This is a genomic window from Mergibacter septicus (assembly GCF_003265225.1).
Taxonomy (GTDB): Bacteria; Pseudomonadota; Gammaproteobacteria; order Enterobacterales; family Pasteurellaceae; genus Mergibacter; species Mergibacter septicus.
The window spans coordinates 199,421-221,724 of sequence record NZ_CP022013.1 but is presented as its reverse complement, the minus strand read 5'-3'; the positions used below and the strand labels follow the sequence as shown (position 1 = coordinate 221,724).

The following is a 22,304-nucleotide window of genomic DNA, read 5'->3' as shown; positions in this document are numbered from 1 at the left end:
CATATTTATATTTAATTACCTAGAAAGTAGTATTTAAAACTAACAAGTTAATAAATAAAGAAATGTTTATTTATGTACAAGAAAATATCAATTTATTGTAAATAAAATTAAAATATTTAATACAGATAAAATATTCATAATACGGTTTTATAATATACTTTCTAACATAAAAATAAGGCTTTTTCACAATATGCAAAAAAGCCTCATAAAGAAAAAGAATAACCAAAGAAAACTAAACTAGTTTCTCTACTTTAGCACGTTTAATCATATTATCTCTGACCTCTAGAATTGTAATAAAGAGATCATCAATCTGACATTCTGTTCCTTCCGCTGGTATCTCTTCTAAATGTTCTAAAATCAGTCCATTGAAAGTTCTCGGACCATCAGTGCTTAGTTGCCAATCAAAGATCTTATTCAAATCACGAATATTTGCTGATCCTTCGACTAAAACAGATCCATCTGCTTGTTTACTAATTTCTTCTTCAATCGAACGTACATTAGAAGTAGTAAATTCGCCTACAATCTCTTCTAAAATATCTTCTAAAGTAACTAAACCTTTAATATCCCCATATTCATCAACCACTAAACCTATTCGCTCTTTATTATTACGAAAATTCAATAACTGGGCATTTAATAATGTTCCCTCAGGAATAAAATAAACTTCATCCGCCGCTCGAATCAACGTTTCTTTGCTAAATTCATTTTTATCCAACATTAAACGATATGCTTCTCGTACCCGTAACATACCAACAATATTTTCATCCATATTGCCTTTATATAAAACCACCCGACTATGTGCGGCATGATTTAATTGTCGCATAATTGATTTCCAATCATCATCAATATCAATGCAACCTATCTCATTCCGAGGAACCATAATTGTATCCACCGTAACTTTTTCCATATCTAAAATAGACAATAGCATTTCTTGGTGTGCTCTTGGAATAAACTTACCGGATTCATTTACAATACTGCGTAACTCTTCAGAACTAATCGAATGCCCTTTATCTTCTGATTTAAGCCCAAATAATCGCATTAAACCATTTGTAAAGAAATTAACAAAATAGACTAAAGGTAAAAAGAGTTTCAATAACGGTGTTAGAATATGGCTACTAAAGAAACCTACCTTTTCAGGGTAAAGTGCTGCGACTGTTTTTGGAAAAATCTCAGCAAAAACTAACATCACAAAAGTTAATAATCCTGTGGCAATTGCAACACCTGCATCACCATATAAACGAATTCCAATTACGGTGGCAATAGCTGAAGCCATAATATTTACTAAGTTATTAAAAATTAAAATGAAACTTAGTAAAACATCTGTTTTTTTCAATAAAACTTCTGCTTTCTTTGCACCTTTATGTCCTTTATCCGCTAAAAACCGCATACGATAACGGTTTAACGATAATAAACTGGTTTCTGAACTAGAAAAATAAGCAGAGAGAATCAAAAGTAAGAATAAAATAATAAATAAACTACTAAGGGGGGTATTATCCAAAATAAAGTCCTATATTAAATTAATCATCAGTGCAGTTGTTATTGAAACAAACAAATCTACACCACCAAAAGTAGGCGATTCGATTATAAGCCTAACCGACTACCAAAATAAGCAAAGGTAAGCAAGATCATACCTGAAACCATATAGATAAGCACCTTTTTTCCTCGCCAATGTAGAAGATGATGCCCATATAATAAAATGGCAAAGACAATCCAAGCGACAAAAGAGAATACTGCTTTCTGAATTTGATCAGCAAAGAAAAATTCTGGTAAGTAAATTGCACCACTGACTAAGGCAAAAGTCAGTAAGCTTTCGGCTAACCATACTAAACCAAAAAACTGTTTTTCAACTCGCATTAATGGGGGTAATACTGGTGAAAGTGCGGTTCGCTTCGTTTTAAGATTATAATCTAACCAGCTAAGCTGGATGGCATATAACATACTAATCAAAAAAACAGCATAGGAAACTAACGATAAAAAGATATGTAACAATAAACCGGGATTTTCAATTAAATGCTTAATAAAACTTGTTGGGATAAATACTGAAAAACATAAACTTAAAATAGCTAAGATATAGACCACTGGTAAAATAAACCATAACGTATTTACCCACCAAATAGCTAAAGTCATTAACATTGCAACGACAGCAACAACAAGAGATGCAACATTTAGTAAACTAAAATTCTGTCCATCTCCACCTGCAACATTAAAGAAAAGATAATATAGACTGGCAAAGTGCGTTAATACTGCAATCCACGCCACAAAAAAAACACGCATTTTACTTGGTTTTTCTCGTCCACCTTGTTGAGCTTTGACTAACACCGGTGTAATCGACAAAATACTAACTAAATAGGCAAAAATGGCGACACCAACAAACCACAACATATCAATACGCTCTCAATATGCAAATGAAAATAATATGCAAAATAGCAGTTTTCATCCTATTTTTCTAGCCTAAGCCAGCTAAAATGATGAAAAGAGATGAAATTTTAGTATAATGCTGAACATTATTTTTTAGCCTCCATCAAATCAACACAACTTATCATAATCTCAGTGTTGGTCTCTAACCTTAGGACAATTTATGTTTGAGAATTTATCTGATCGTCTCGTCAAAACACTACGTAATATCAGCGGTAAAGGACGCTTAACCGAAGACAATATTAAAGAAACACTAAGAGAAGTACGAATGGCATTGTTAGAAGCTGATGTGGCTTTGCCAGTAGTACGGGAATTTATTAACAAAGTTAAAGAACGAGCAATCGGTGTTGAAGTCAATAAAAGTCTTACCCCCGGGCAAGAATTTATCAAAATTGTTCAAGCAGAACTTGAACGAGCGATGGGCGAAAAAAATGATCATTTAGAGCTTGCGACACAACCTCCTGCAGTTATCTTAATGGCGGGCTTACAAGGAGCAGGGAAAACAACTAGCGTAGCTAAACTAGCCAAATTCCTACGTCAACACCATAAAAAGAAAGTTATGGTGGTCTCTGCTGATGTCTATCGCCCTGCTGCAATTAAACAATTAGAAACCTTAGCCCATTCTGTTGACGCAACATTCTATCCATCAGATACAACACAAAACCCTATCGAAATCGCCAAAAATGCCTTAAATGAAGCAAAACTAAAATTCTTTGATGTATTAATTGTTGATACCGCAGGGCGTTTACATGTCGATAATGAAATGATGGAAGAGATCCAGCAAATTCATTCTGTGCTAAATCCTATTGAAACACTCTTTACTGTTGATGCGATGACAGGTCAAGATGCGGCAAATACCGCTAAAGCTTTTAACCAAGCACTACCATTAACTGGTGTTATTCTCACAAAGGTCGATGGCGATGCTCGAGGTGGTGCGGCACTTTCGATCCGTCAAATTACGGGTAAACCCATTAAATTCTTAGGTATGGGTGAAAAAACCGATGCTCTTGAACCGTTCTACCCTGATCGCATTGCCTCTCGTATTCTTGGTATGGGTGATGTACTGTCGTTGATTGAAGATCTACAACGTAATGTCGATCAAGAAAAAGCAGAAAAAATGGCGAATAAATTCAAGAAAGGAGATGATTTTACGCTTGAAGATTTTCGTGAACAATTATTAGAAATGAAAAAAATGGGGGGAATGATGTCAATGCTCGACAAATTACCCGGTATGAAAAATCTACCAGATCATGTGAAAGGTCAAGTTGATGACAAACTCTTTAACCGTATGGAAGCAATGATCAACTCAATGACTTTCAAAGAAAGACAAAATCCTGCCATCATCAAGGGTTCACGTAAACGCCGTATCGCTCAAGGTTCAGGTACACAAGTTCAAGATTTAAACCGTATGTTAAAGCAATTTGATGATATGCAACGTATGATGAAAAAAATGCGTAAAGGCGGTATGGCAAAAATGATGCGAGGAATGAAAGGCCTTATGGGTGGTGGTTTAGGTAGCCTAGGCGGTTTAGGTGGTATGTTTAAACGTTAATTAATGTTCCGGTATTATTAAAGGGCTTTAGTAACAACCAAAGCCCTTTTATTTATTCTCTTTTAAAGAAAGATATTACTGCTCTTTCTCTGATCTGATATTACTGAATGTAGGCGGTAAACCGTGCATATCAGGTAATTGATGAGCAATTCCTTTATGGCAATCAATACAAGTTTTACCTTGTTCAATTGCTAAACGATGCATTCTAGCAGCGACTGGTCTTTGACGTGTAAAATCCATATTCTCAAAATTATGGCAATTCCGACATTCTTGTGAATTATTCTCTTTTAAACGTTCCCATTCTCGCTCTGCCATATGCAAACGACGAGCATTAAATTTCTCAGTGGTATCCGTATAGCCCATAAAATGAGCATAAACTTCTCGAGCAGCTTTAATTTTCCGAACAATTTTCGGAATAAATTGATGAGGAACGTGGCAATCTGGGCAAGAAGCTTTGATCCCAGCACTATTTTGATAATGTACAGTATGGATATACTCTTGATAGACATCTTTACTATGGCAACTAACACAAAATTCTTCTGTATTCGTCTGTTCTAAACCATAGTTAAAACCTACCCATCCAACCACTCCAGCAATAAAGCCGATTATCAATAAGGTTCCCACTGCAAGCTTACTTGGGCTACGAAACCAATGCCATATTCTTTTGAAAATATTAGGTTTTTTCTCATTCAACATATACGCTTCCTATATTTTCACCTTACTTACCATAACCTGATACAGGTTTAAAATCATTTCCAACTATTGGTTTTGCATTAGTTTGTGGAACATGACATTGCAAACAGAAATAACGACGTGGTGAAGTCGTTGCTTGTAGTTCGCCATCTCGCCCAGCAAAATGCGTTGGACTAATTCGAGTTGCACCTGTTACTCTTGAATTTTCAGGACTATGGCAATCCAAACACTGATTAACATTTTTTGTTACCTGCATTCCTGCAACACTATGCGGGATTAAAGGCGGTTGATTAACATAATTTAAGGGATCTTCCTCTTGATATTTTGGTACTTGATGATATGCAGGGGCTACATTTTCTGAAGCTTTTGCTAACTCAACGCCTTTCTTTTCTAAAATAGAATTATTTGGGTTAATTGCTGCCACAGCAGACATACCAACAAACATAGTAGCAAATAATATTGCTTTGATAGTTTTATTCATCTTATCACTCCTCCGAATGATGGAAACATACTGAATAATTGATCTCGGTTTAATTAGAATTTAATTCAAAATTAATTTAATGCCCTTCATAAATGGGATTAACTAATTTTGCTTACTTTAACCGCACATTTTTTGAAATCTGTTTCTTTTGAAATAGGATCTGTCGCATCCAAAGTTAATTGGTTCACTAATTGTCCTGCATCAAAGAACATCGTAAACACCAATCCCCTTGGTGGTTTATTACGACCTTGTGTATCAATTACAGTTTCCATCTGACCTCGGCGTGAAGTAATTAAGGCTCTATCCCCATGGCGTAGCCCTCTTTGCTGTGCATCTAATGGGTGCATATATAGCACATTAGTTGGAAAAGCACGGTGTAACTCAGGCACTCGGCGAGTCATTGTTCCTGTATGCCAATGTTCTAATACCCGCCCAGTAGAAAGCCATAAATCATACTCTTGATCTGGTACTTCCGCTGGTGGTTCGTAAGGCACGGCTAAAATTACCGCTCGTTTATCTGGTTTCCCATAGAAAGCAACTTCCTCCCCTGTTTTAACATAAGGATCATAACCTTCACGGTAACGCCATAATGTTTCTTTACCATCAACTACTGGCCAACGTAAACCTCGTGCTTGATGATACATCTCAAAAGGGGCTAAATCATGACCATGACCACGTCCAAAAGATGCATATTCTTCAAATAATCCTTTTTGAATATAGTAACCAAATGCTGCAGCTTCATCATTCGGATGATCACCAATCTCACTTAATGGATATTTATCTACCTGTCCATTAGTAAATAATACCTGATACAATGTTTTACCTTGGTAATCAGGGTTTTCCGCTAAAATTTCTGCTGGCCATACTTCATCAGTGGTAAAATACTTTGAAAATTCAACTAATTGCCATAAATCTGATTTTGATTCTCCCGGTCCTTTCACCATTTGATGCCAAAATTGAGTACGACGTTCTGCATTACCATATGCCCCTTCTTTTTCCACCCACATTGATGTTGGTAAAATTAAATCTGCTGATAACGCACTGACTGTTGGATATGGATCTGAAACAATAATAAAATTCTCAGGTGCTCGCCAACCTTCTAATCGATCTGCGAGGATATTTGGTCCCGCCTGCATATTATTATTACACATCACCCACAATACATTCATTTTCTGATCTTTTAGCATACGATCTTGCAATACTGCGTGGTAACCTACTTTATCCGAAATGACGCCCGCAGGTAACTTCCATAATTCTTCTGCATGTGCACGGTGTTTTGGATTAGTTACAACAAGATCTGCTGGTAAACGGTGTGCAAAAGTACCAACTTCTCTTGCCGTACCACAAGCTGATGGTTGCCCCGTTAAAGAGAAAGGATTACTACCCGGTTGAGAAATTTTACCTGTGAGTAAATGGATATTGTAGATCATATGGTTGACCCATACACCACGACTATGCTGATTAAAGCCCATTGTCCAGAATGAAATAATCTTTCTATTTGGATCAGCATAAGTTTTAGCTAATAATTCCAATTGATCTTTATCCACACCACTAATTTGATGGGCTTTTTCTAAAGTATATTCCGAGATAAAATCCTTAAATTCTTGAAAGGTCATATCTTCCATTTTACCGCTACCCGGATTTTTAGCGGCTTTTTCTCTTGGATCAGTTGGTCTTAAACCATAACCAATATCTGTCGCACCTTTCTTAAACACAGCATGTTTTGTCACGAAATCTTCGTTAACGGCATTATTCTGAATAATATAATTTGCAATGTAATTTAAAATTGCTAAATCTGCTTGCGGTGTGAAAACAATGCCGTGATCTGCTAATTCAAAGCTACGGTTTTGAAACGTCGATAGTACAATAATCTTTGTTTCAGGATGGGATAAACGGCGATCAGCAATCCTAGACCATAAAATTGGATGCATTTCTGCCATATTAGATCCCCACAATACCATGGTATCAGTATGCTCAATATCATCATAACACCCCATCGGTTCATCAATACCAAAGGTACGCAAAAAGGCAACTGCGGCTGATGCCATACAATGGCGAGCATTAGGATCAACATTATTTGAACGCAAACCTGCTTTAAATAACTTATTTAAAGCATAGCCTTCCCAAATGGTGGATTGACCAGAAGTAAAACACCCAACCGCATTTTTTCCATTTTTTGCCATCGCTGTTTTAAATTTATCCGCCATGATTGTGAAAGCCGTATCCCAACTTACTGGCTGAAATTCACCATCTTTTGAATATTGACCATCTTTCATTCGCAATAACGGCTGGGTTAAACGATCTTTACCATACATAATTTTAGGTAAGAAATACCCTTTAATACAGTTAAGACCACGATTTACTTCTGCTTCTGGATCGGCTTGTGATGCCACTACTCGACCATTTTGAGTACCAACCAAAACACCACAACCCGTACCACAAAAACGACATACCGCTTTTTCCCATTTAATTGATTGCTCTGCAGCTTCAACCATTTTAACAGGAATAGACATTCCAGCAGCCGCTACTGCTGCGGCTGCGGCATTAGATTTAATAAAATTACGACGCGTTAAATTCATTTCCATCTCCCCCACGAGATTTTCAATCACTCTACATCTTGTTGGTGATAAACTAGCGATACTGTAATAACACCATCAATATTACGAGCATCTTCTATTTGTTGTAATAATTGGCGTTGATTGTGCGATTGCATTACTACCACTATCTTGCCATTTTGATCATCACTAGCATAAATTTCAGTCAATGAAATAGCTAACAATGCCTGTTTAATTTGTGCTAACTTCGTTGGCAATCCCTGTACAATCAAACTACAAACATGCCATTCTTTTGCATTTTCAATTGTTACTGTATTTTTCATCTATCTTTTCCAACAGCTTAAAAAGCTGACTCATTTCATATTTGCTGTTATTCTAAGTAGCAATCTCAAATGTAAGTTACCTAAGAAATAATCCTATTCATTTATCTTAATAAGTATCCGATAGAATAAACACACAAAGAGTACCCATTTATGGGTATATTAAAAGAAAAGACAATGTTCCTTGTTATAGATCAAACTTTTATTAATATAATTATTACAATCTTTAATTATTTCCAGATTAAATTTGATGAATAATTAACATTTTCATAATATTTTTTCTGTTTTTTAACATTAATTTTACATCGAGGTTGAAAGTTTATTGTGAAAAGAAAATTCTCTGTCTTAACTCGTATAGCAAAATATCTGATAGTTATTATTGCACTCGCTAGTCTTATTATTTCAATCTCAATTTTTATTATTCAAGATAGTAAGTCTAATGCTGATTCAATTAATACTGCTGCTTCACTCCGTATGCAAGCATATAGAATTATTTATCAAACTGAACATGAACCAACGACGATTGAGCATAACCTACAAGAATATAAAGCCAGTTTATATTCAAAAAATTTAACGAATATAATGGATAGTGTTTTAATCCCACAAAGAATAAAAAATCACTACCACCGCATTATTGAACAATGGAATATAATGTCAGGTTATATTCAACAACGAGACTTAATCAGTTATCGTGGAAAAATAGATAATTACATTCAATTAGTTGATAATTTTGTGAATGAATTACAGGACTTTATTGAAGATAAATTAATGATTGCAATTATTATTAGTTTAATTGCTGCATTATCAATGATTACGACCTCTCTGTATATTTTAAGATATTTAAAACTAGAGGTAATTAAACCACTGCATCGGCTTGTGATCGCTAGTAGTCAAATTCAACAAGGGCAATTTAACCATATACCGCTATCCACAGAACGTCCAAATGAATTAGGGATTCTTGCCACTGTATTTACTCAAATGTCCCAAGAATTACAACAACTTTATACTTCGTTGGAAGATAAAGTTAATGAAAAAACCCAAAATCTAAATAAATTAAATAAATCCTTATCATCTCTCTATCATATTTCACAGAAGATTACCGCCACAGTGATTAATCGAAAAAAATTAGAAGAAATATTAAACGACATTATTTACGATCAGAATCTCTATTGTGTTGAACTGATTGTGTTTAGTGCAGAATATTTCGATTTGAAAGCAGGAGAAAAAAAACCTACCCTACGCTGGTATGAACGAGAAATTTCCTTTAGTAGCCATAAACTCGCACTCTTACGCTGGCAATGTAAAGAAAATAGCCCTGACCCACGGTTAATGATTAATATTGGGCAAATGCTTGGCCGAGCAGTCTATTTTATTCACACACAAAAACACCAACAACAACTGGCTTTAATGGAAGAACGATCAATTATTGCTCGGGAATTACATGATTCTTTAGCCCAAGAACTTTCCTTCTTACAAATTCAACTCACTCTACTAAAACATGCAATGCAAAAATTAGAAGGGGAAACTAAAGCTAAAAGTTTTAATATTATTAAAGAATTTGAACAAGTATTACGTGATGGATATGCACAATTACGTGAACTGCTAGCAACATTTAGGATCACTATTCAAGAAGCCAATCTCAAACTCGCTTTAGAACAAGTCATTGAATCTTTACAAGATCGTACGAATGCAACCATTAGTTTAACTTGTTCTTTACCTTCACAAATATTTACCGCTCAACAACAAGTACACGTACTACAAATTATTCGTGAAGCATTACTCAATGCAATTAAACACGCAAATGCCACTCAAATTAATATTATTGCCCATACTAATAAAGAGGGTGAATATGAATTCATTGTGACAGACAATGGTATTGGCATTTCAACCTTACAAGAACCAGAGGGGCATTATGGGTTAAATATCATGTACGAACGTAGCAATAAACTAAAAGCTAAACTGCATATTTCTCGCCGCCAAGAAGGCGGAACAGAAATACGCCTTAAACTCTCTGATAATATAACCTAGCAAATCTTTAGCAACGCATTGAATCAGAAAAAATTTTCCTATTTCTCTTGTAAATCTGGTTCTTACACCCATATTCTGTGACAATAACTTTTTTCTATTTGGATAAGATAAAATGCAAAATTATATTCAAGATAACGACAAACTTTACCGCTACCTTTTTCAACATCGAGCTGCTCGTGGTGAGTGGGTGCGTTTAAATCAGACTTTTAGCGATAGCCTTAATACTCACCAATATCCTACTGTGGTGCAAAATTTATTAGGTGAAATGCTCGTGGCGACAGCCCTCTTGACCGCTACTCTAAAATTTAAAGGTGATATTACCTTACAAATCCGAGGTGACGGTGCATTATCGCTTGCTTTAGTTAATGGTAATGATCAGCAACAACTTCGTGCCTTAGCCCGTTTAAAAGAAGAGACTGATCCACAATTTTGGCAACACGCAACTTTCAGTCAATTAGTGGGAAAAGCCGTGTTAGTCATCTCGATTAACCCTACTGTTGGAGAACGCTATCAAGGTATTATTGCACTAGATAAACCAACCCTTGCTGAATGCTTAGAAGATTATTTTCTTCGTTCAGAACAACTCCAAACCCAATTAGTTATTCGTAGTGGTCAATATCAAGGACAGGCAGTTGCTGCGGGGATGCTAGTCCAAATAATGCCTGATGGTTCTGGCAATGAAGGAGATTTTGAACATTTAGCAACGCTTACGGCAACAGTAAAAGATGATGAATTATTCGGTTTAACTGCACAAGAATTGCTGTATCGCCTCTATCACGAAGAAACTGTTGAAATCTATCCAGCACAAGAAACCCATTTTTTCTGTGGTTGTTCACAACAACGTTCAGAAGCAGCATTACTGCTACTATCAGATCAAGAGCTTGAAGAGATTTTCGCCGAGAAAAGCAGTTTAGATATGCAATGTGAATGTTGTGGTGCTAAATATATTTTTACCGCAGAAATGATTAAACAGTTAAAAGCAGTTCATTAAAAAACCTAAGTAGCGAGTTTATCTCGCTATTTTTTTATGCTTTTATAATCTAAAATAATGTTAAATATCAATGAGATAAGTTATAGCAACCCAAATTAGTTAAATAACATCTTAGCTTATAGACACAACCTATTTATCTTGCCTGATATTCTCTAATTATCTGTAAAAATGCTGGTGCAAAACGTTCTAATTTACGTTCCCCTACCCCATTAATTTCTAACATTTCAGCATTGGAGGTTGGATGATATTGAGCCATTTCTTGTAACGCCGCATCATTAAAAATAACGTAAGGAGGGATATTCTCTTTATCTGCGATTTGTTTGCGTAAAAATCGCAAACGTGCAAATAGATCTTTATCATAATTCCCACCTTTACGCACAACTTTCGGTGTTGCTACTAAAGAAAAACGTGGTATCGCAAGTTGTAAACTAATATCACCACGTAATAATGGGCGAGCTGCTTCAGTCAACTGTAATGCGGAATGGTTAGTAATATTTTGTACCAGATAACCTAAATGAACTAGCTGACGACTAATACTGATCCAATGCTCCGCTGATTTCTCTTTCCCTATACCATAAACAGATAATTTATCATGTTGATAGTCTTTAATTTTTTGATTATTTAAACCACGCAATACACCAATGACATAATGCAAACCAAACCGTTGCCCAGTACGATATACCACAGATAAAAATTTTTGAGCATCAACCAGTGCATCATATTTTTTCGGGGGATCTAAACAAATATCACAATTGCCACAAGGTGTTTGCCGGTATTCACCAAAATAATTTAATAAGACTAAACGGCGACATGTTTGAGCTTCTGCAAACTCCCCCATTAATTGTAATTTATGCTGTTCAATCCGTTGTTGTTCACTCTTAGGCTTTTCTTCTAAAACTTGTTTTAACCAGAGATAATCGGCAGGATTATAAAAAAGTACCGCTTGAGCAGGCAGATCATCACGCCCTGCTCGGCCTGTTTCTTGGTAATAAGCCTCAATACTACGGGGAAGATCAAAATGCAACACAAAGCGAACATTTGATTTATTAATTCCCATACCGAAAGCAACCGTTGCCACCACTATCTGCAAATTATCTCGTTGAAAATCCCGTTGAATTTTCTCACGCAATACAGCATCCATACCCGCATGATAACCTGCGGCATTAACTCCTTTTTTAGCGAGTAATTCTGTGATTTTTTCTACTTTACTACGACTATTACAATAAATAATGCCACTTTTCCCTTTTTGGGACTTTACAAAACTAATTAGCTGTTCAAACGGTTTGACTTTCTCAACCAACGTATAACGAATATTCGAACGATCAAAACTCCCGATATATTGATAAGGCTGATGTAGTTTTAAGTGATGTAAAATATCAAGACGAGTTGTTTCATCTGCAGTCGCAGTTAATGCCATCACAGGAATATTAGTAAAATAGCTCTTCAACTTACCTAATTGACTATATTCAGGACGAAAATCATGCCCCCATTGTGACACACAATGTGCTTCATCAATAGCAATAAAACTCACTTTACATTGATGAATAAAATGGAAGAAAGCGGTTGTCATCACTTTTTCAGGTGAAAGATAAAGTAGTTTTAACTGTCCACTAATCGCCCTATTTTCTACTGCTTGTCTAGTCGCAAAATCTTGGGTGGAATTAAGATAAGCTGCTTCAATCCCATTCGCCGCCAATTGATCAACTTGATCTTGCATCAAGGCGATCAAAGGAGAAATAACTAGAGTCATTCCATCAAAACAAAGTGCTGGGATCTGATAGCAAAGTGATTTGCCATTTCCTGTTGCCATCACGGTTAAACAATCTTTGCCTTGTAAAACTGCCTCAATAACTTCTTGTTGTCCTTGACGAAAATGTTGATAGCCGAAAACCTGCTTCAATACAGATAAAGCCGATGTTATTGGTTGATTTTCTATCAAAGCAGGCATAATAGTGTTTACTAAAAATGTAGGTTTAAATTATCACCCAAAACAAATACATTCCCCGTGAGCCGTACAAGCTTGTTCAAGTGCTTGCCAAAAAGTTTGACCTGAGGTATTGATCCATTCACCATTTATAATTTTAAAATGCAGACCACCTAAACGGCTAGCTAACCATAATTCAAGTAATGGTTCCTGTTTATTAATGACAATTTGACTATCATCTGCAAAAGTTAAGGTCATCACCGCACCATTAATTTCACAATCAATATCACTATCTTGTCGATCTAATTCATTTTCGATATGCTGCCATACCGTTTCAACCTGTTGATGAAATTCTGTTACATTCATAAAAGCCTCCGCAAAAAATGCCCTGATTATAGTAACTTTCGATTGATTGTGATAGCACAAAGGCAATTTTAATGGTAAAAAATAGGGCAAACCTAAAATAATGCTAATCTAGAAAAGGATTTTCCAATGAAAAAACTATTTGTGCTTTGTTTACTTGCTATTTCACTGACCGCTTGTGGCGTAAAAGGACCACTTTTTCAACCAACCTCCGATAACTCACTCTCAACAATCAAATAATTCTTACTTAAGAATTTTTCTAACAATAACAGGATGCAAACCATGGATTACTTTAACTATAAAAACAATCAGTTATATGCAGAAGATGTTGCAGTAACAGCATTAGCGAAACAATATGGCACACCTCTTTATATTTATTCTCGTGCAACCTTAGAACGCCATTGGCATGCTTTTGATCGTGCATTAGGCAATCACCCTCACTTAATCTGTTATGCCGTCAAAGCTAATTCCAATATTGCACTATTACAATTATTAGCTCAACTTGGTTCTGGCTTTGATATTGTCTCTGGTGGTGAATTAGAACGAGTATTAGTTGCTGGTGGTGATCCGAAAAAAGTTGTTTTCTCTGGGGTCGCAAAATCCCATGCGGAAATTCGCCGAGCATTAGAAGTTGGAATTCGCTGTTTTAATGTTGAATCTGAAGCGGAATTACGACGTATCAACCATATTGCAACTGAATTGGGAAAAAAAGCACCTATTTCTTTGCGAGTGAACCCAGATGTTGATGCCAAAACGCACCCTTATATTTCAACAGGATTAAAAAATAATAAATTTGGTATTAATGTTGAACAAGCTCGTGCAACCTACCACCTAGCCTCAACCTTAACGGGTATCGAAATTGTTGGTCTTGACTGTCATATTGGTTCTCAACTTACCGAATTACAACCATTTTTAGATTCAGCAGATCGTTTATTAGTGCTACTTAATCAACTCAAACAAGACGGTATTCAATTAAAACATCTTGATCTCGGTGGTGGTTTAGGCGTTTGCTATCACCAAGAAACACCACCCCATCCTCAAGAATATGCCCAAGCATTATTGGCAAAATTCGCACAATATCCAGATTTAGAAATTATTCTTGAACCAGGACGAGCCATTGCTGCCAATGCTGGCATTTTGGTTACTAAAGTAGAATATCTCAAATTTAATCAACATATTAATTTTGCTATCGTTGATACAGGTATGAATGATATGATCCGTCCAGCACTATACCAAGCCTATATGGAAATAATTGAAGTAGATCGTAATCTAACTCGAGAAAGCCATCTTTATGATGTTGTTGGTCCGATTTGTGAAACCTCCGACTTCTTAGGAAAACAACGTCAACTGGCTATTGCAGAAGGAGATCTTTTAGCACAACGCTCTGCTGGAGCCTATGGTGCCAGTATGGCATCACACTATAATTCCCATCCTAAAGCAGCAGAAGTACTTGTTGATGGTGATCTTACTTATCTCATTAAACGGCGAGAAAATATTGCAGACTTATGGCAATATGAACAACTTATTTCATCACGCTAATCTACCACCAAGTCTTTAAGGAGAATAACAAAACATTATGTCCATCTGGCAAGCACTATTTAGTTTTCAAGGTCGCCTTAACCGACAAGGATTTTGGATTGGGACAGGAATTTGCTCACTACTTCTATTGCTGATTGCAAATCTATTACCTTTTGAGTTACCAAATGGAACTAATTTCTGGCTATATCTTCCCTTACTTCTCATCACCTATTGTCAGCTTGCAATTATCGTTAAACGACTTCACGATCGTGGACGTTCAGCAATGGCATTATCGATCCTCATTGTGCCAATTATATGTTATTTTATTGGACATCAAATTGAAGGCACAATGCATCTTATCTTAGGGACTATCTTTCCCGTCTTTATAGCAACAATGTTATGTCTAGAATGGGGTGTATTTGCGGGTAAAGAAGCAAATTGCTACGGCAAGAAAGGTGAAACGATTAAATTTATTCAAGGAAAATAATGTGTCAATAAAACTGAATTACCATAAAACGCATTTTCTCACAAGTGCAGCAAATATCCATCAACTACCCGCAGATCAAGGTATTGAAATTGCTTTTGCTGGTCGCTCAAATGCAGGAAAATCAACGGCGCTAAATGCCTTAACTCATCAAAAAAACCTTGCTCGTACATCTAAAACCCCGGGAAGAACACAACTAATCAATCTATTTGAAGTAGAAGAAGGGTGTAAATTAGTTGACTTACCCGGTTATGGTTATGCAGCAGTTCCAGAGAAAATGAAATTACAATGGCAAAAAGCCTTGGGAGAGTATCTGCAAAAACGGCAATGTTTACGCGGTGTGATTATTTTAATGGATATTCGCCATCCCTTAAAAGATTTGGACCAGCAAATGATAGAATGGGCGGTAATATCTCATCTTCCTGTACTTTTACTCCTAACTAAAGCAGATAAATTAAGCCAAAGTAATCGTAGTAAACAGGTAAAAATGGTGAAAGAAGCAATCTTACCATTCCAAGGTAATATTCAAGTTGAAGCCTTCTCCTCTTTAAACAAAATAGGTATCGAAAAACTAGCCTCTAAATTAGATGACTGGTTTAGCCCTCATTTTATTACATCAAATAACATTACCACTTAATTGAATACTATTGTTCAGATCGTAAAACTTTACTTTTACGATCTGACTCGCAAATCTGTTAAATCTCCCCCTACGCTAACTCTCTTTTTCCTATACTACTTATATTTCAATCATATAAGGAATTTATTATGTCATTAGCGGTAGTTTTTAGCCGAGCTTCGATTGGCGTACAAGCACCACTCGTTACTATTGAAGTACATATCAGCAATGGTACACCCGGATTAACACTGGTTGGATTACCTGAAACCACCGTCAAAGAAGCAAGAGATAGAGTCCGTAGTGCTTTAATTAATGCGAATTTTCAATACCCAGCTAAACGGATTACCATTAACCTTGCACCTGCAGATCTACCGAAAGAAGGTGGACGTTTTGATTTACCTTTAGCAATTGGAATCCTTGCCGCATCAGGGCAAATTAAAAGTGATCACCTACGCCATTTTGAATTTGTTGGAGAACTTGCTTTAACAGGATCATTACGTGGCGTTCACGGCATTATTCCAGCGATTTTAGCAGGCAAGAAAGCCCAAAGGGAACTCATTATTTCACAACAAAATGCCAAAGAAGCGACTCTAGTTGCTGATACAAAAACTTATATTGCCTCCTCTTTATTAGAGGTTATTAATTTTCTCAATCAAGATAATAATCTGCCTATCGCACAGCAACAAAACGCCATCTCCCAAGCTAAACCTGAACAACACCTCGAATTAACGGATATTATTGGGCAACAACACGCTAAACGAGCCTTAACCATTGCAGCAGCAGGGCAACATAATCTACTCTTTTTGGGTCCTCCGGGAACAGGAAAGACTATGCTTGCAAGCCGTTTAACTTCATTACTACCTGAAATGAATGAGCAAGAAGCAATCGAAACTGTCGCAATCAATAGTCTAGTACAAAATAGACTAGATCTACATAATTGGAAACAACGCCCGTTTCGCTCGCCACATCATAGTGCATCTATGGTGGCTTTAGTTGGTGGTGGTAGTATCCCTAAACCGGGTGAAATTTCATTAGCACATAATGGTGTACTTTTCTTAGATGAGCTCCCTGAATTTGAACGTAAAGTCCTTGATGCCTTGCGAGAACCGCTAGAAAGTGGGGAGATTATTATCTCTCGTGCCAATGCTAAAGTACGTTTTCCTGCACGTTTTCAACTCATTGCAGCAATGAATCCTAGTCCAACTGGTCATTATCAAGGAGCTCATAATCGCACTTCACCACAACAAATCATGCGTTACCTCAATCGCTTATCAGGTCCTTTTTTAGACCGTTTCGATCTCTCAATTGAAGTCCCACTATTACCACAAGGGGCATTACAACAAAACAATCAAGCTGAACGTGGTGAAACAACACAACAAGTTCGACAAAAAGTATTAGTAACACGAGAAAAACAGCTTAGCAGAGCTGGAAAAATTAATGCTTATTTAACAAGCAAAGAGATTGATCAATACTGTCAGTTAGAAACGAGTGATGCGGAATTTCTCGAAAAAACGTTAACCTGTTTAGGATTATCTGTTCGAGCCTACCACCGAATTTTAAAAGTTGCTCGAACTATCGCAGATCTTGCTGGAGAAGAACAAATTTCACGTCAACATCTAGCTGAAGCTCTCGGTTATCGTGCAATGGATCGTTTATTACAACGATTAATGAATGGACTCTAAGCAAAAAAACCTGACTCTATATTAAAAATAAAGTCAGGTTTTGAGTTTTAAAATAATTATAAAATTTCTTTTGCTTTTGCGACTACATTCTCAACAGTAAAACCAAATAATTCAAATAGTTGATTTGCTGGTGCAGATTCACCAAAGCTATTCATTCCAACAATACGTCCATTAAAACCAACATATTTATACCAGAAATCAGCAATACCAGCCTCAATTGCTACACGTTTAGTCACTTGACTTGGTAATACTGCTTCCCGATAAGCATCATCTTGTTTATCAAATACATTTGTACTTGGCATAGAAACAACCCGTAGTTGATGCCCCTCTGTTTCTAATTGAGCTGCCGCCTTCATCGCTAACTCAACTTCTGAACCCGTAGCAATTAAGATTAAATCTGGTGTACCAGCACTATCTTTTAAGATATACCCACCACGTGAAATATTCGCCAATTGTTCTGTACTACGATCCATTTGCGTTAAATTTTGGCGAGTAAAGATCAATGCACTTGGTCCATCTTGGCGTTCAATTGCTACTTTCCAAGCTACGGCTGACTCAACCTGATCGCAAGGTCGCCAAGTCTCTAAATTTGGAATTAAACGTAATGCACTTGTTTGTTCAACTGGCTGATGAGTTGGACCATCTTCTCCTAAACCAATTGAATCATGAGTATAAACAAATAAAGTACGTTGTTTCATTAATGCTGCCATACGCACCGCATTATGTGCATATTCCATAAACATTAAGAATGTTGCCCCATAAGGAATGAATCCACCATGTAAAGCAATACCATTCATAATAGCTGACATACCAAACTCACGCACACCATAATTGATGTAATTACCATCAACAACATTTGCACGTAGTGGTTTTGAACCTGACCATAACGTTAAATTAGAACTTGCTAAATCTGCAGAACCACCTAAGAATTCAGGTAACAACTGTGCATATGCTTCAATTGCATTTTGTGATGCTTTACGGCTCGCAATTGTTGCAGGATTAGCTTGTAATTTTTCAATAAAAGCTTGTGATTCAGTCGCCCAATTAGCAGGTAACTCACCTTTTAATCGGCGAGCTAATTCTGCCGCTAATTCAGGATAATCTTGTGCATAAGCGTTAAATTGCTGATTCCATTTTTCTTCTGCTATTTGACCACGTTGTTTCGCACTCCACTGCGCATAAATTTCTGCAGGAATTTCAAATGGTGCAAATGCCCAATTTAATGCTTTACGTGTCGCCGCTATTTCTGTTTCACCTAATGGAGCACCATGACAATCATGTGAATTTGATTTGTTTGGAGAGCCATAACCAATAATTGTTTTACAAATAATTAGAGTTGGTTTTTGAGTTTCAGCTTTTGCACTCTCAATAGCGGCTTTAATCGCTTCACTGTTATGCCCATCTACTGCAGGAATAACCTGCCAACCATAAGCTTCAAAGCGTTTTTGAGTATCATCAGTAAACCAACCATCAACATGTCCATCAATCGAAATATTATTATCATCATAAAATGCGATTAATTTACCTAAACCTAATGTTCCTGCTAATGAACACGCTTCGTGAGAAATCCCTTCCATTAAACAACCATCACCTAAGAAAACATATGTATGATGATCGATAATTTGATGACCTGGACGATTAAATTGCCCCGCTAAAGTTTTTTCTGCAATTGCCATACCAACCGCATTAGTAATTCCTTGACCTAATGGTCCAGTAGTAGTTTCAACGCCTGGTGCATACCCATATTCAGGGTGGCCAGGGGTTTTAGAATGTAATTGACGGAACTGTTTTAAATCTTCAATTGACAGATCATAGCCAGATAAATGTAATAAGCTATATATCAACATTGATCCATGCCCATTTGAAAGCACAAAACGATCTCGATTTGCCCAGCTTGGATTGGTTGGATTATGTACCATATAATCTCGCCATAATACTTCTGCAATATCTGCCATTCCCATTGGTGCACCTGGATGCCCTGAATTTGCTTTTTGTACTGCGTCCATACTTAACACTCGGATCGCATTAGCTAAATCTCTGCGTGAAACCATTACCATTCTCCTAATCAGTTAGATAAAAATTATTCGTTCATTCTACACTATTTTTTATTCAAAAAAGTGTTTAATCACCTAGAACCTGCGTTAAAACAAATTTAAAAAGAATTAACGTACAAAAGATAATGCTTTTTCAACCACTTCCAAACCTGCTCCAACTTTATGTGCATTCTCACTTAAATAGCGTCGCCATTGTCTTGCACCTCGACACGATTGGAATGCCCCTAACATATGCCTTACGATATGATTAAGGTATATACCTTGGGTCAACTGTTGTTCTATATAAGGAAACATTCTTTCGACTGCTTCTACTGAGGTGACCACTGGTACTGTGGGATCAAATAAAGCACGATCAATTTCACCCAAAAGCTGTGGATTTTGATAAGCTTCTCTACCAACCATCACGCCATCAACAAATTTTAGATGTTGTTGAATATCTGATAACGTTTTAATACCACCATTAATACTAATCCATAAGTGTGGAAAGTCTCGTTTTAGCTGATAAACTCGCTCATAATCTAGTGGTGGAATTTCTCGATTCTCTTTTGGACTTAAACCTGATAGCCAAGCCTTTCGTGCATGTATAATAAATTCTTGACAGCCAGCTTGATCTAATTTTTCAATAAATTGGGATAAAAATTGATAACTATCTAGATGATCAATCCCAATCCGAGTTTTAACCGTAACAGGAATATTAACTGCCGCTTGCATAGCTGATACAGCTTCAGCAACTAAATCTGCTTTTGCCATTAAACAAGCCCCAAACAAACCATTTTGTACACGATCAGAAGGACAGCCAACATTTAAATTGACTTCTGCATAACCTCGTTGTTCTGCTAATTTTGTACATTCAACTAATTGCTTCAAATCACTACCACCTAACTGTAATGCAACAGGATGTTCAGCTGGATCAAAATATAAATGATCATATTTAGCATGCAATATTGCCCCTGTTGTTACCATTTCAGTATAAAGTAGAGCATGGCGACTAAACTGCCGATGAAAATAACGACAATGACGTGTCGTCCAATCTAACATAGGGGCTACTGAAAAACGCCCTCGATAAAACTTATCCAACTTTATTTCCTACTTGAGTTACGGTTTGTGTACTTAAATCACTTTCTTCTTTTGCTTCTTCTTGTATCCGTTGACGATAACGTGATGCTGCAAAATGGTAAAATGGCTTAGGGCAAATTTGACGGGATACAATTGAAGCAACAAGACTAGTCGCTAAAATCCACACTAATTCAGTTTGAGCACCAGTCATTTCCATAACAATCACACTTGCAGTAACAGGAGCTTGTGTTGCAGCAGCTAAAAATGCGGCCATACACAATAAAACTAAAAAACGTTGATCAACTAATCCGCCACTAATTTGCCAAATATTCGTACCTATAGCTGCACCAGTTGTTAATGCAGGTGTAAAAATTCCCCCTGCAATTCCTGACCAATAAGTGAAAACTGTCGCAAATAATTTACTTAACCCAATATTGGCTGCAACGTCTTGTCCATCTAAAGCTTGAGTAACTACAGGATAACCCGTACCATAGGTAGAATGATGAGTAAATGTACCTAATGCTGCTAATAATAATCCTAAAAATAAAGAGATAATCACAGGATGTTTACGCACCCAACCTCGCCACCTAGAAGGCGTATATGCGGCTAATCCTTTTGATAATAAACGTGCAAAAAAACCACCCAAAATACCACAGATAACCGCACATATAGCAACCCAAAGTAAAATATTTGGGACAATACTGACACCAGTATAACGTGGGAAATAAGGGTTATTGCCTTGTAATAATACTAAAATAAACCCCGTTGTCATTACCCCCAGTAAGACCCTACCTTCCCAACGCAATGCAGTTCCTCGACCTAATTCTTCAATCGCAAAAATCACACCAGCTAATGGTGCATTAAATGCCGCTGCTAGTCCTCCAGCAGCACCTGTTGCCATCAATTCATTTGAACTTAATCCTTTAAAAGCTAAATTATATTTACGACAAAATTTACCCCAAGCCAGCATCACAGCAGCACCTACTTGTACTGATGGTCCTTCACGCCCAACCGATCCCCCTATACACATTGCTAAAAAAGTTAAAGGGATCTTCCAAATAGCCTGCCCTAACATCACTAAACGTTCTTTAGTATTACCATAAGGTAAAGAAATAGAAGCTATCACTTGTGGAATACCACTGCCAGCAACATAAGGAGTAAATTTTTGGGTAAACCAAGCTAATATCGCTAAACCTAAAGGTAAAACAATCCAAACTAAATAAGGATATGTATGTACCCAAGTACGATTTAACTCTAAACCAAAATCTGCCAATTTAGCAAAAGTATAAGTTCCTGAAGCAACTAGCCCAGTTCCAATCAATAAACAAATAAACTCTATACTCTTACGAGAAATTCGCCGAGTCTGCTGTTCTTTGTGGTGTAAAAAAAGGCGTAATTTTCGAATTGATGTACTTATTAACATAACAAATACCAAGATTTAAATATTTTATGGCTAGAAAAAGTATTTTAAAATAATGATTGAGATAGATAAAATTATACCTAAATTTTAAAAAGAATACTCTTAAAGATTAATCAACACTTAAAAATGAATGGAAAGAAATAATTAAAAACAGA

General features: G+C 36.5%; 19 protein-coding genes. 8 read left to right on the top strand and 11 right to left on the bottom strand.

From position 1 onward, the window contains the following. Nucleotides 1–232 precede the first annotated feature (232 nt). Both CEP47_RS01100 and CEP47_RS01095 read right to left on the bottom strand, forming a co-directional pair. Nucleotides 233–1,495 (bottom strand): HlyC/CorC family transporter, encoded by a 1,263-nt coding sequence (locus tag CEP47_RS01100; RefSeq protein WP_261919811.1) that lies wholly within the window; start codon nucleotides 1,493–1,495, stop codon nucleotides 233–235. Nucleotides 1,496–1,578: 83 nt separating this feature from the next. Next, nucleotides 1,579–2,379: a cytochrome C assembly family protein gene (locus CEP47_RS01095; RefSeq protein ID WP_261919812.1), complete on the bottom strand. Its 801-nt coding sequence runs from the start codon at nucleotides 2,377–2,379 to the stop codon at nucleotides 1,579–1,581. A 196-nt stretch (nucleotides 2,380–2,575) separates the two neighbouring features. Between CEP47_RS01095 and ffh the strand changes: the two genes are divergently transcribed. After that, entirely contained in the window at nucleotides 2,576–3,964 is a 1,389-nt protein-coding gene (ffh, locus tag CEP47_RS01090) for a signal recognition particle protein (protein ID WP_261919813.1), read from the top strand. A 75-nt stretch (nucleotides 3,965–4,039) separates the two neighbouring features. Here ffh and CEP47_RS01085 read toward each other — a convergent pair whose 3' ends face one another. The 4 genes from CEP47_RS01085 to CEP47_RS01070 all read right to left on the bottom strand — a co-directional run bounded on the left by CEP47_RS01085 (nucleotide 4,040) and on the right by CEP47_RS01070 (nucleotide 8,016). Then, nucleotides 4,040–4,660 (bottom strand): cytochrome c3 family protein, encoded by a 621-nt coding sequence (locus CEP47_RS01085; protein ID WP_261919814.1) that lies wholly within the window; start codon nucleotides 4,658–4,660, stop codon nucleotides 4,040–4,042. Between the two features lie 22 nt (nucleotides 4,661–4,682). Further along, nucleotides 4,683–5,138: a nitrate reductase cytochrome c-type subunit gene (locus tag CEP47_RS01080; RefSeq protein WP_261919815.1), complete on the bottom strand. Its 456-nt coding sequence runs from the start codon at nucleotides 5,136–5,138 to the stop codon at nucleotides 4,683–4,685. Between the two features lie 98 nt (nucleotides 5,139–5,236). Beyond that, nucleotides 5,237–7,717, bottom strand: a complete 2,481-nt coding sequence (napA, locus tag CEP47_RS01075) for a nitrate reductase catalytic subunit NapA (protein WP_261919816.1) — start codon at nucleotides 7,715–7,717, stop codon at nucleotides 5,237–5,239. A 26-nt stretch (nucleotides 7,718–7,743) separates the two neighbouring features. After that, nucleotides 7,744–8,016, bottom strand: a complete 273-nt coding sequence (locus tag CEP47_RS01070; RefSeq protein ID WP_261919817.1) for a chaperone NapD — start codon at nucleotides 8,014–8,016, stop codon at nucleotides 7,744–7,746. A gap of 321 nt (nucleotides 8,017–8,337) precedes the next feature. Between CEP47_RS01070 and narQ the strand changes: the two genes are divergently transcribed. Both narQ and hslO read left to right on the top strand, forming a co-directional pair. Further along, nucleotides 8,338–10,041, top strand: coding sequence for a nitrate/nitrite two-component system sensor histidine kinase NarQ (gene narQ / locus CEP47_RS01065; protein WP_261919818.1), 1,704 nt, complete (start codon nucleotides 8,338–8,340; stop codon nucleotides 10,039–10,041). 112 nt (nucleotides 10,042–10,153) lie between these two features. Further along, entirely contained in the window at nucleotides 10,154–11,032 is an 879-nt protein-coding gene (hslO, locus tag CEP47_RS01060) for an Hsp33 family molecular chaperone HslO (protein ID WP_261919819.1), read from the top strand. Nucleotides 11,033–11,165: 133 nt separating this feature from the next. On the opposite strand, the gene recQ is transcribed toward hslO, so the two are convergent. Next, a complete protein-coding gene (recQ, locus tag CEP47_RS01055) occupies nucleotides 11,166–12,980 on the bottom strand; it encodes a DNA helicase RecQ (protein WP_261919820.1) in 1,815 nt (604 codons plus the stop codon). A gap of 33 nt (nucleotides 12,981–13,013) precedes the next feature. Next, nucleotides 13,014–13,322 carry an iron donor protein CyaY gene (cyaY, locus tag CEP47_RS01050; RefSeq protein WP_261919821.1) on the bottom strand — a complete coding sequence of 103 codons (309 nt, stop codon included), beginning with the start codon at nucleotides 13,320–13,322 and terminating at the stop codon, nucleotides 13,014–13,016. A gap of 126 nt (nucleotides 13,323–13,448) precedes the next feature. On the opposite strand from cyaY, the gene lptM reads away from it, so the two are divergent. The 5 genes from lptM (at nucleotide 13,449) to CEP47_RS01025 (ending at nucleotide 17,619) form a co-directional block, all read left to right on the top strand. Next, a complete protein-coding gene (gene lptM / locus CEP47_RS01045; protein WP_261919822.1) occupies nucleotides 13,449–13,559 on the top strand; it encodes an LPS translocon maturation chaperone LptM in 111 nt (36 codons plus the stop codon). 42 nt (nucleotides 13,560–13,601) lie between these two features. Then, nucleotides 13,602–14,858 (top strand): diaminopimelate decarboxylase, encoded by a 1,257-nt coding sequence (gene lysA / locus CEP47_RS01040; RefSeq protein WP_261919823.1) that lies wholly within the window; start codon nucleotides 13,602–13,604, stop codon nucleotides 14,856–14,858. Between the two features lie 37 nt (nucleotides 14,859–14,895). Continuing rightward, on the top strand, nucleotides 14,896–15,324 hold the full coding sequence (locus CEP47_RS01035) for a DUF805 domain-containing protein (protein ID WP_261919824.1): 429 nt from the start codon (nucleotides 14,896–14,898) through the stop codon (nucleotides 15,322–15,324). A gap of 7 nt (nucleotides 15,325–15,331) precedes the next feature. Continuing rightward, complete coding sequence (yihA, locus tag CEP47_RS01030) at nucleotides 15,332–15,958, top strand: ribosome biogenesis GTP-binding protein YihA/YsxC (RefSeq protein WP_261921018.1); 627 nt, start codon at nucleotides 15,332–15,334, stop codon at nucleotides 15,956–15,958. A gap of 128 nt (nucleotides 15,959–16,086) precedes the next feature. Next, nucleotides 16,087–17,619, top strand: a complete 1,533-nt coding sequence (locus CEP47_RS01025) for a YifB family Mg chelatase-like AAA ATPase (RefSeq protein ID WP_261919825.1) — start codon at nucleotides 16,087–16,089, stop codon at nucleotides 17,617–17,619. Nucleotides 17,620–17,675: 56 nt separating this feature from the next. Here the strand turns inward: CEP47_RS01025 and tkt are convergent, their stop codons facing one another. From tkt to CEP47_RS01010, 3 genes are all read right to left on the bottom strand, one after another. Continuing rightward, nucleotides 17,676–19,670: a transketolase gene (tkt, locus tag CEP47_RS01020; protein ID WP_261919826.1), complete on the bottom strand. Its 1,995-nt coding sequence runs from the start codon at nucleotides 19,668–19,670 to the stop codon at nucleotides 17,676–17,678. Nucleotides 19,671–19,781: 111 nt separating this feature from the next. Continuing rightward, on the bottom strand, nucleotides 19,782–20,756 hold the full coding sequence (gene dusA / locus CEP47_RS01015) for a tRNA dihydrouridine(20/20a) synthase DusA (RefSeq protein ID WP_407657796.1): 975 nt from the start codon (nucleotides 20,754–20,756) through the stop codon (nucleotides 19,782–19,784). Next, nucleotides 20,743–22,152, bottom strand: a complete 1,410-nt coding sequence (locus tag CEP47_RS01010) for a chloride channel protein (RefSeq protein WP_261919828.1) — start codon at nucleotides 22,150–22,152, stop codon at nucleotides 20,743–20,745. Before CEP47_RS01010 ends, dusA begins: the two co-directional genes overlap by 14 nt. Nucleotides 22,153–22,304: the final 152 nt, after the last annotated feature.

Bases quoted from the DNA above. Each gene is read 5' to 3' on its own strand.
- CEP47_RS01095 (WP_261919812.1), bottom strand. From the start codon at position 2,379: ATGTTGTGGTTTGTTGGTGTCGCCATTTTTGCCTATTTAGTTAGTATT.
- ffh (WP_261919813.1), top strand. From the start codon at position 2,576: ATGTTTGAGAATTTATCTGATCGTCTCGTCAAAACACTACGTAATATC.
- CEP47_RS01085 (WP_261919814.1), bottom strand. From the start codon at position 4,660: ATGTTGAATGAGAAAAAACCTAATATTTTCAAAAGAATATGGCATTGG.
- CEP47_RS01080 (WP_261919815.1), bottom strand. From the start codon at position 5,138: ATGAATAAAACTATCAAAGCAATATTATTTGCTACTATGTTTGTTGGT.
- napA (WP_261919816.1), bottom strand. From the start codon at position 7,717: ATGAATTTAACGCGTCGTAATTTTATTAAATCTAATGCCGCAGCCGCA.
- CEP47_RS01070 (WP_261919817.1), bottom strand. From the start codon at position 8,016: ATGAAAAATACAGTAACAATTGAAAATGCAAAAGAATGGCATGTTTGT.
- hslO (WP_261919819.1), top strand. From the start codon at position 10,154: ATGCAAAATTATATTCAAGATAACGACAAACTTTACCGCTACCTTTTT.
- recQ (WP_261919820.1), bottom strand. From the start codon at position 12,980: ATGCCTGCTTTGATAGAAAATCAACCAATAACATCGGCTTTATCTGTA.
- cyaY (WP_261919821.1), bottom strand. From the start codon at position 13,322: ATGAATGTAACAGAATTTCATCAACAGGTTGAAACGGTATGGCAGCAT.
- lptM (WP_261919822.1), top strand. From the start codon at position 13,449: ATGAAAAAACTATTTGTGCTTTGTTTACTTGCTATTTCACTGACCGCT.
- lysA (WP_261919823.1), top strand. From the start codon at position 13,602: ATGGATTACTTTAACTATAAAAACAATCAGTTATATGCAGAAGATGTT.
- CEP47_RS01035 (WP_261919824.1), top strand. From the start codon at position 14,896: ATGTCCATCTGGCAAGCACTATTTAGTTTTCAAGGTCGCCTTAACCGA.
- CEP47_RS01025 (WP_261919825.1), top strand. From the start codon at position 16,087: ATGTCATTAGCGGTAGTTTTTAGCCGAGCTTCGATTGGCGTACAAGCA.
- tkt (WP_261919826.1), bottom strand. From the start codon at position 19,670: ATGGTTTCACGCAGAGATTTAGCTAATGCGATCCGAGTGTTAAGTATG.
- CEP47_RS01010 (WP_261919828.1), bottom strand. From the start codon at position 22,152: ATGTTAATAAGTACATCAATTCGAAAATTACGCCTTTTTTTACACCAC.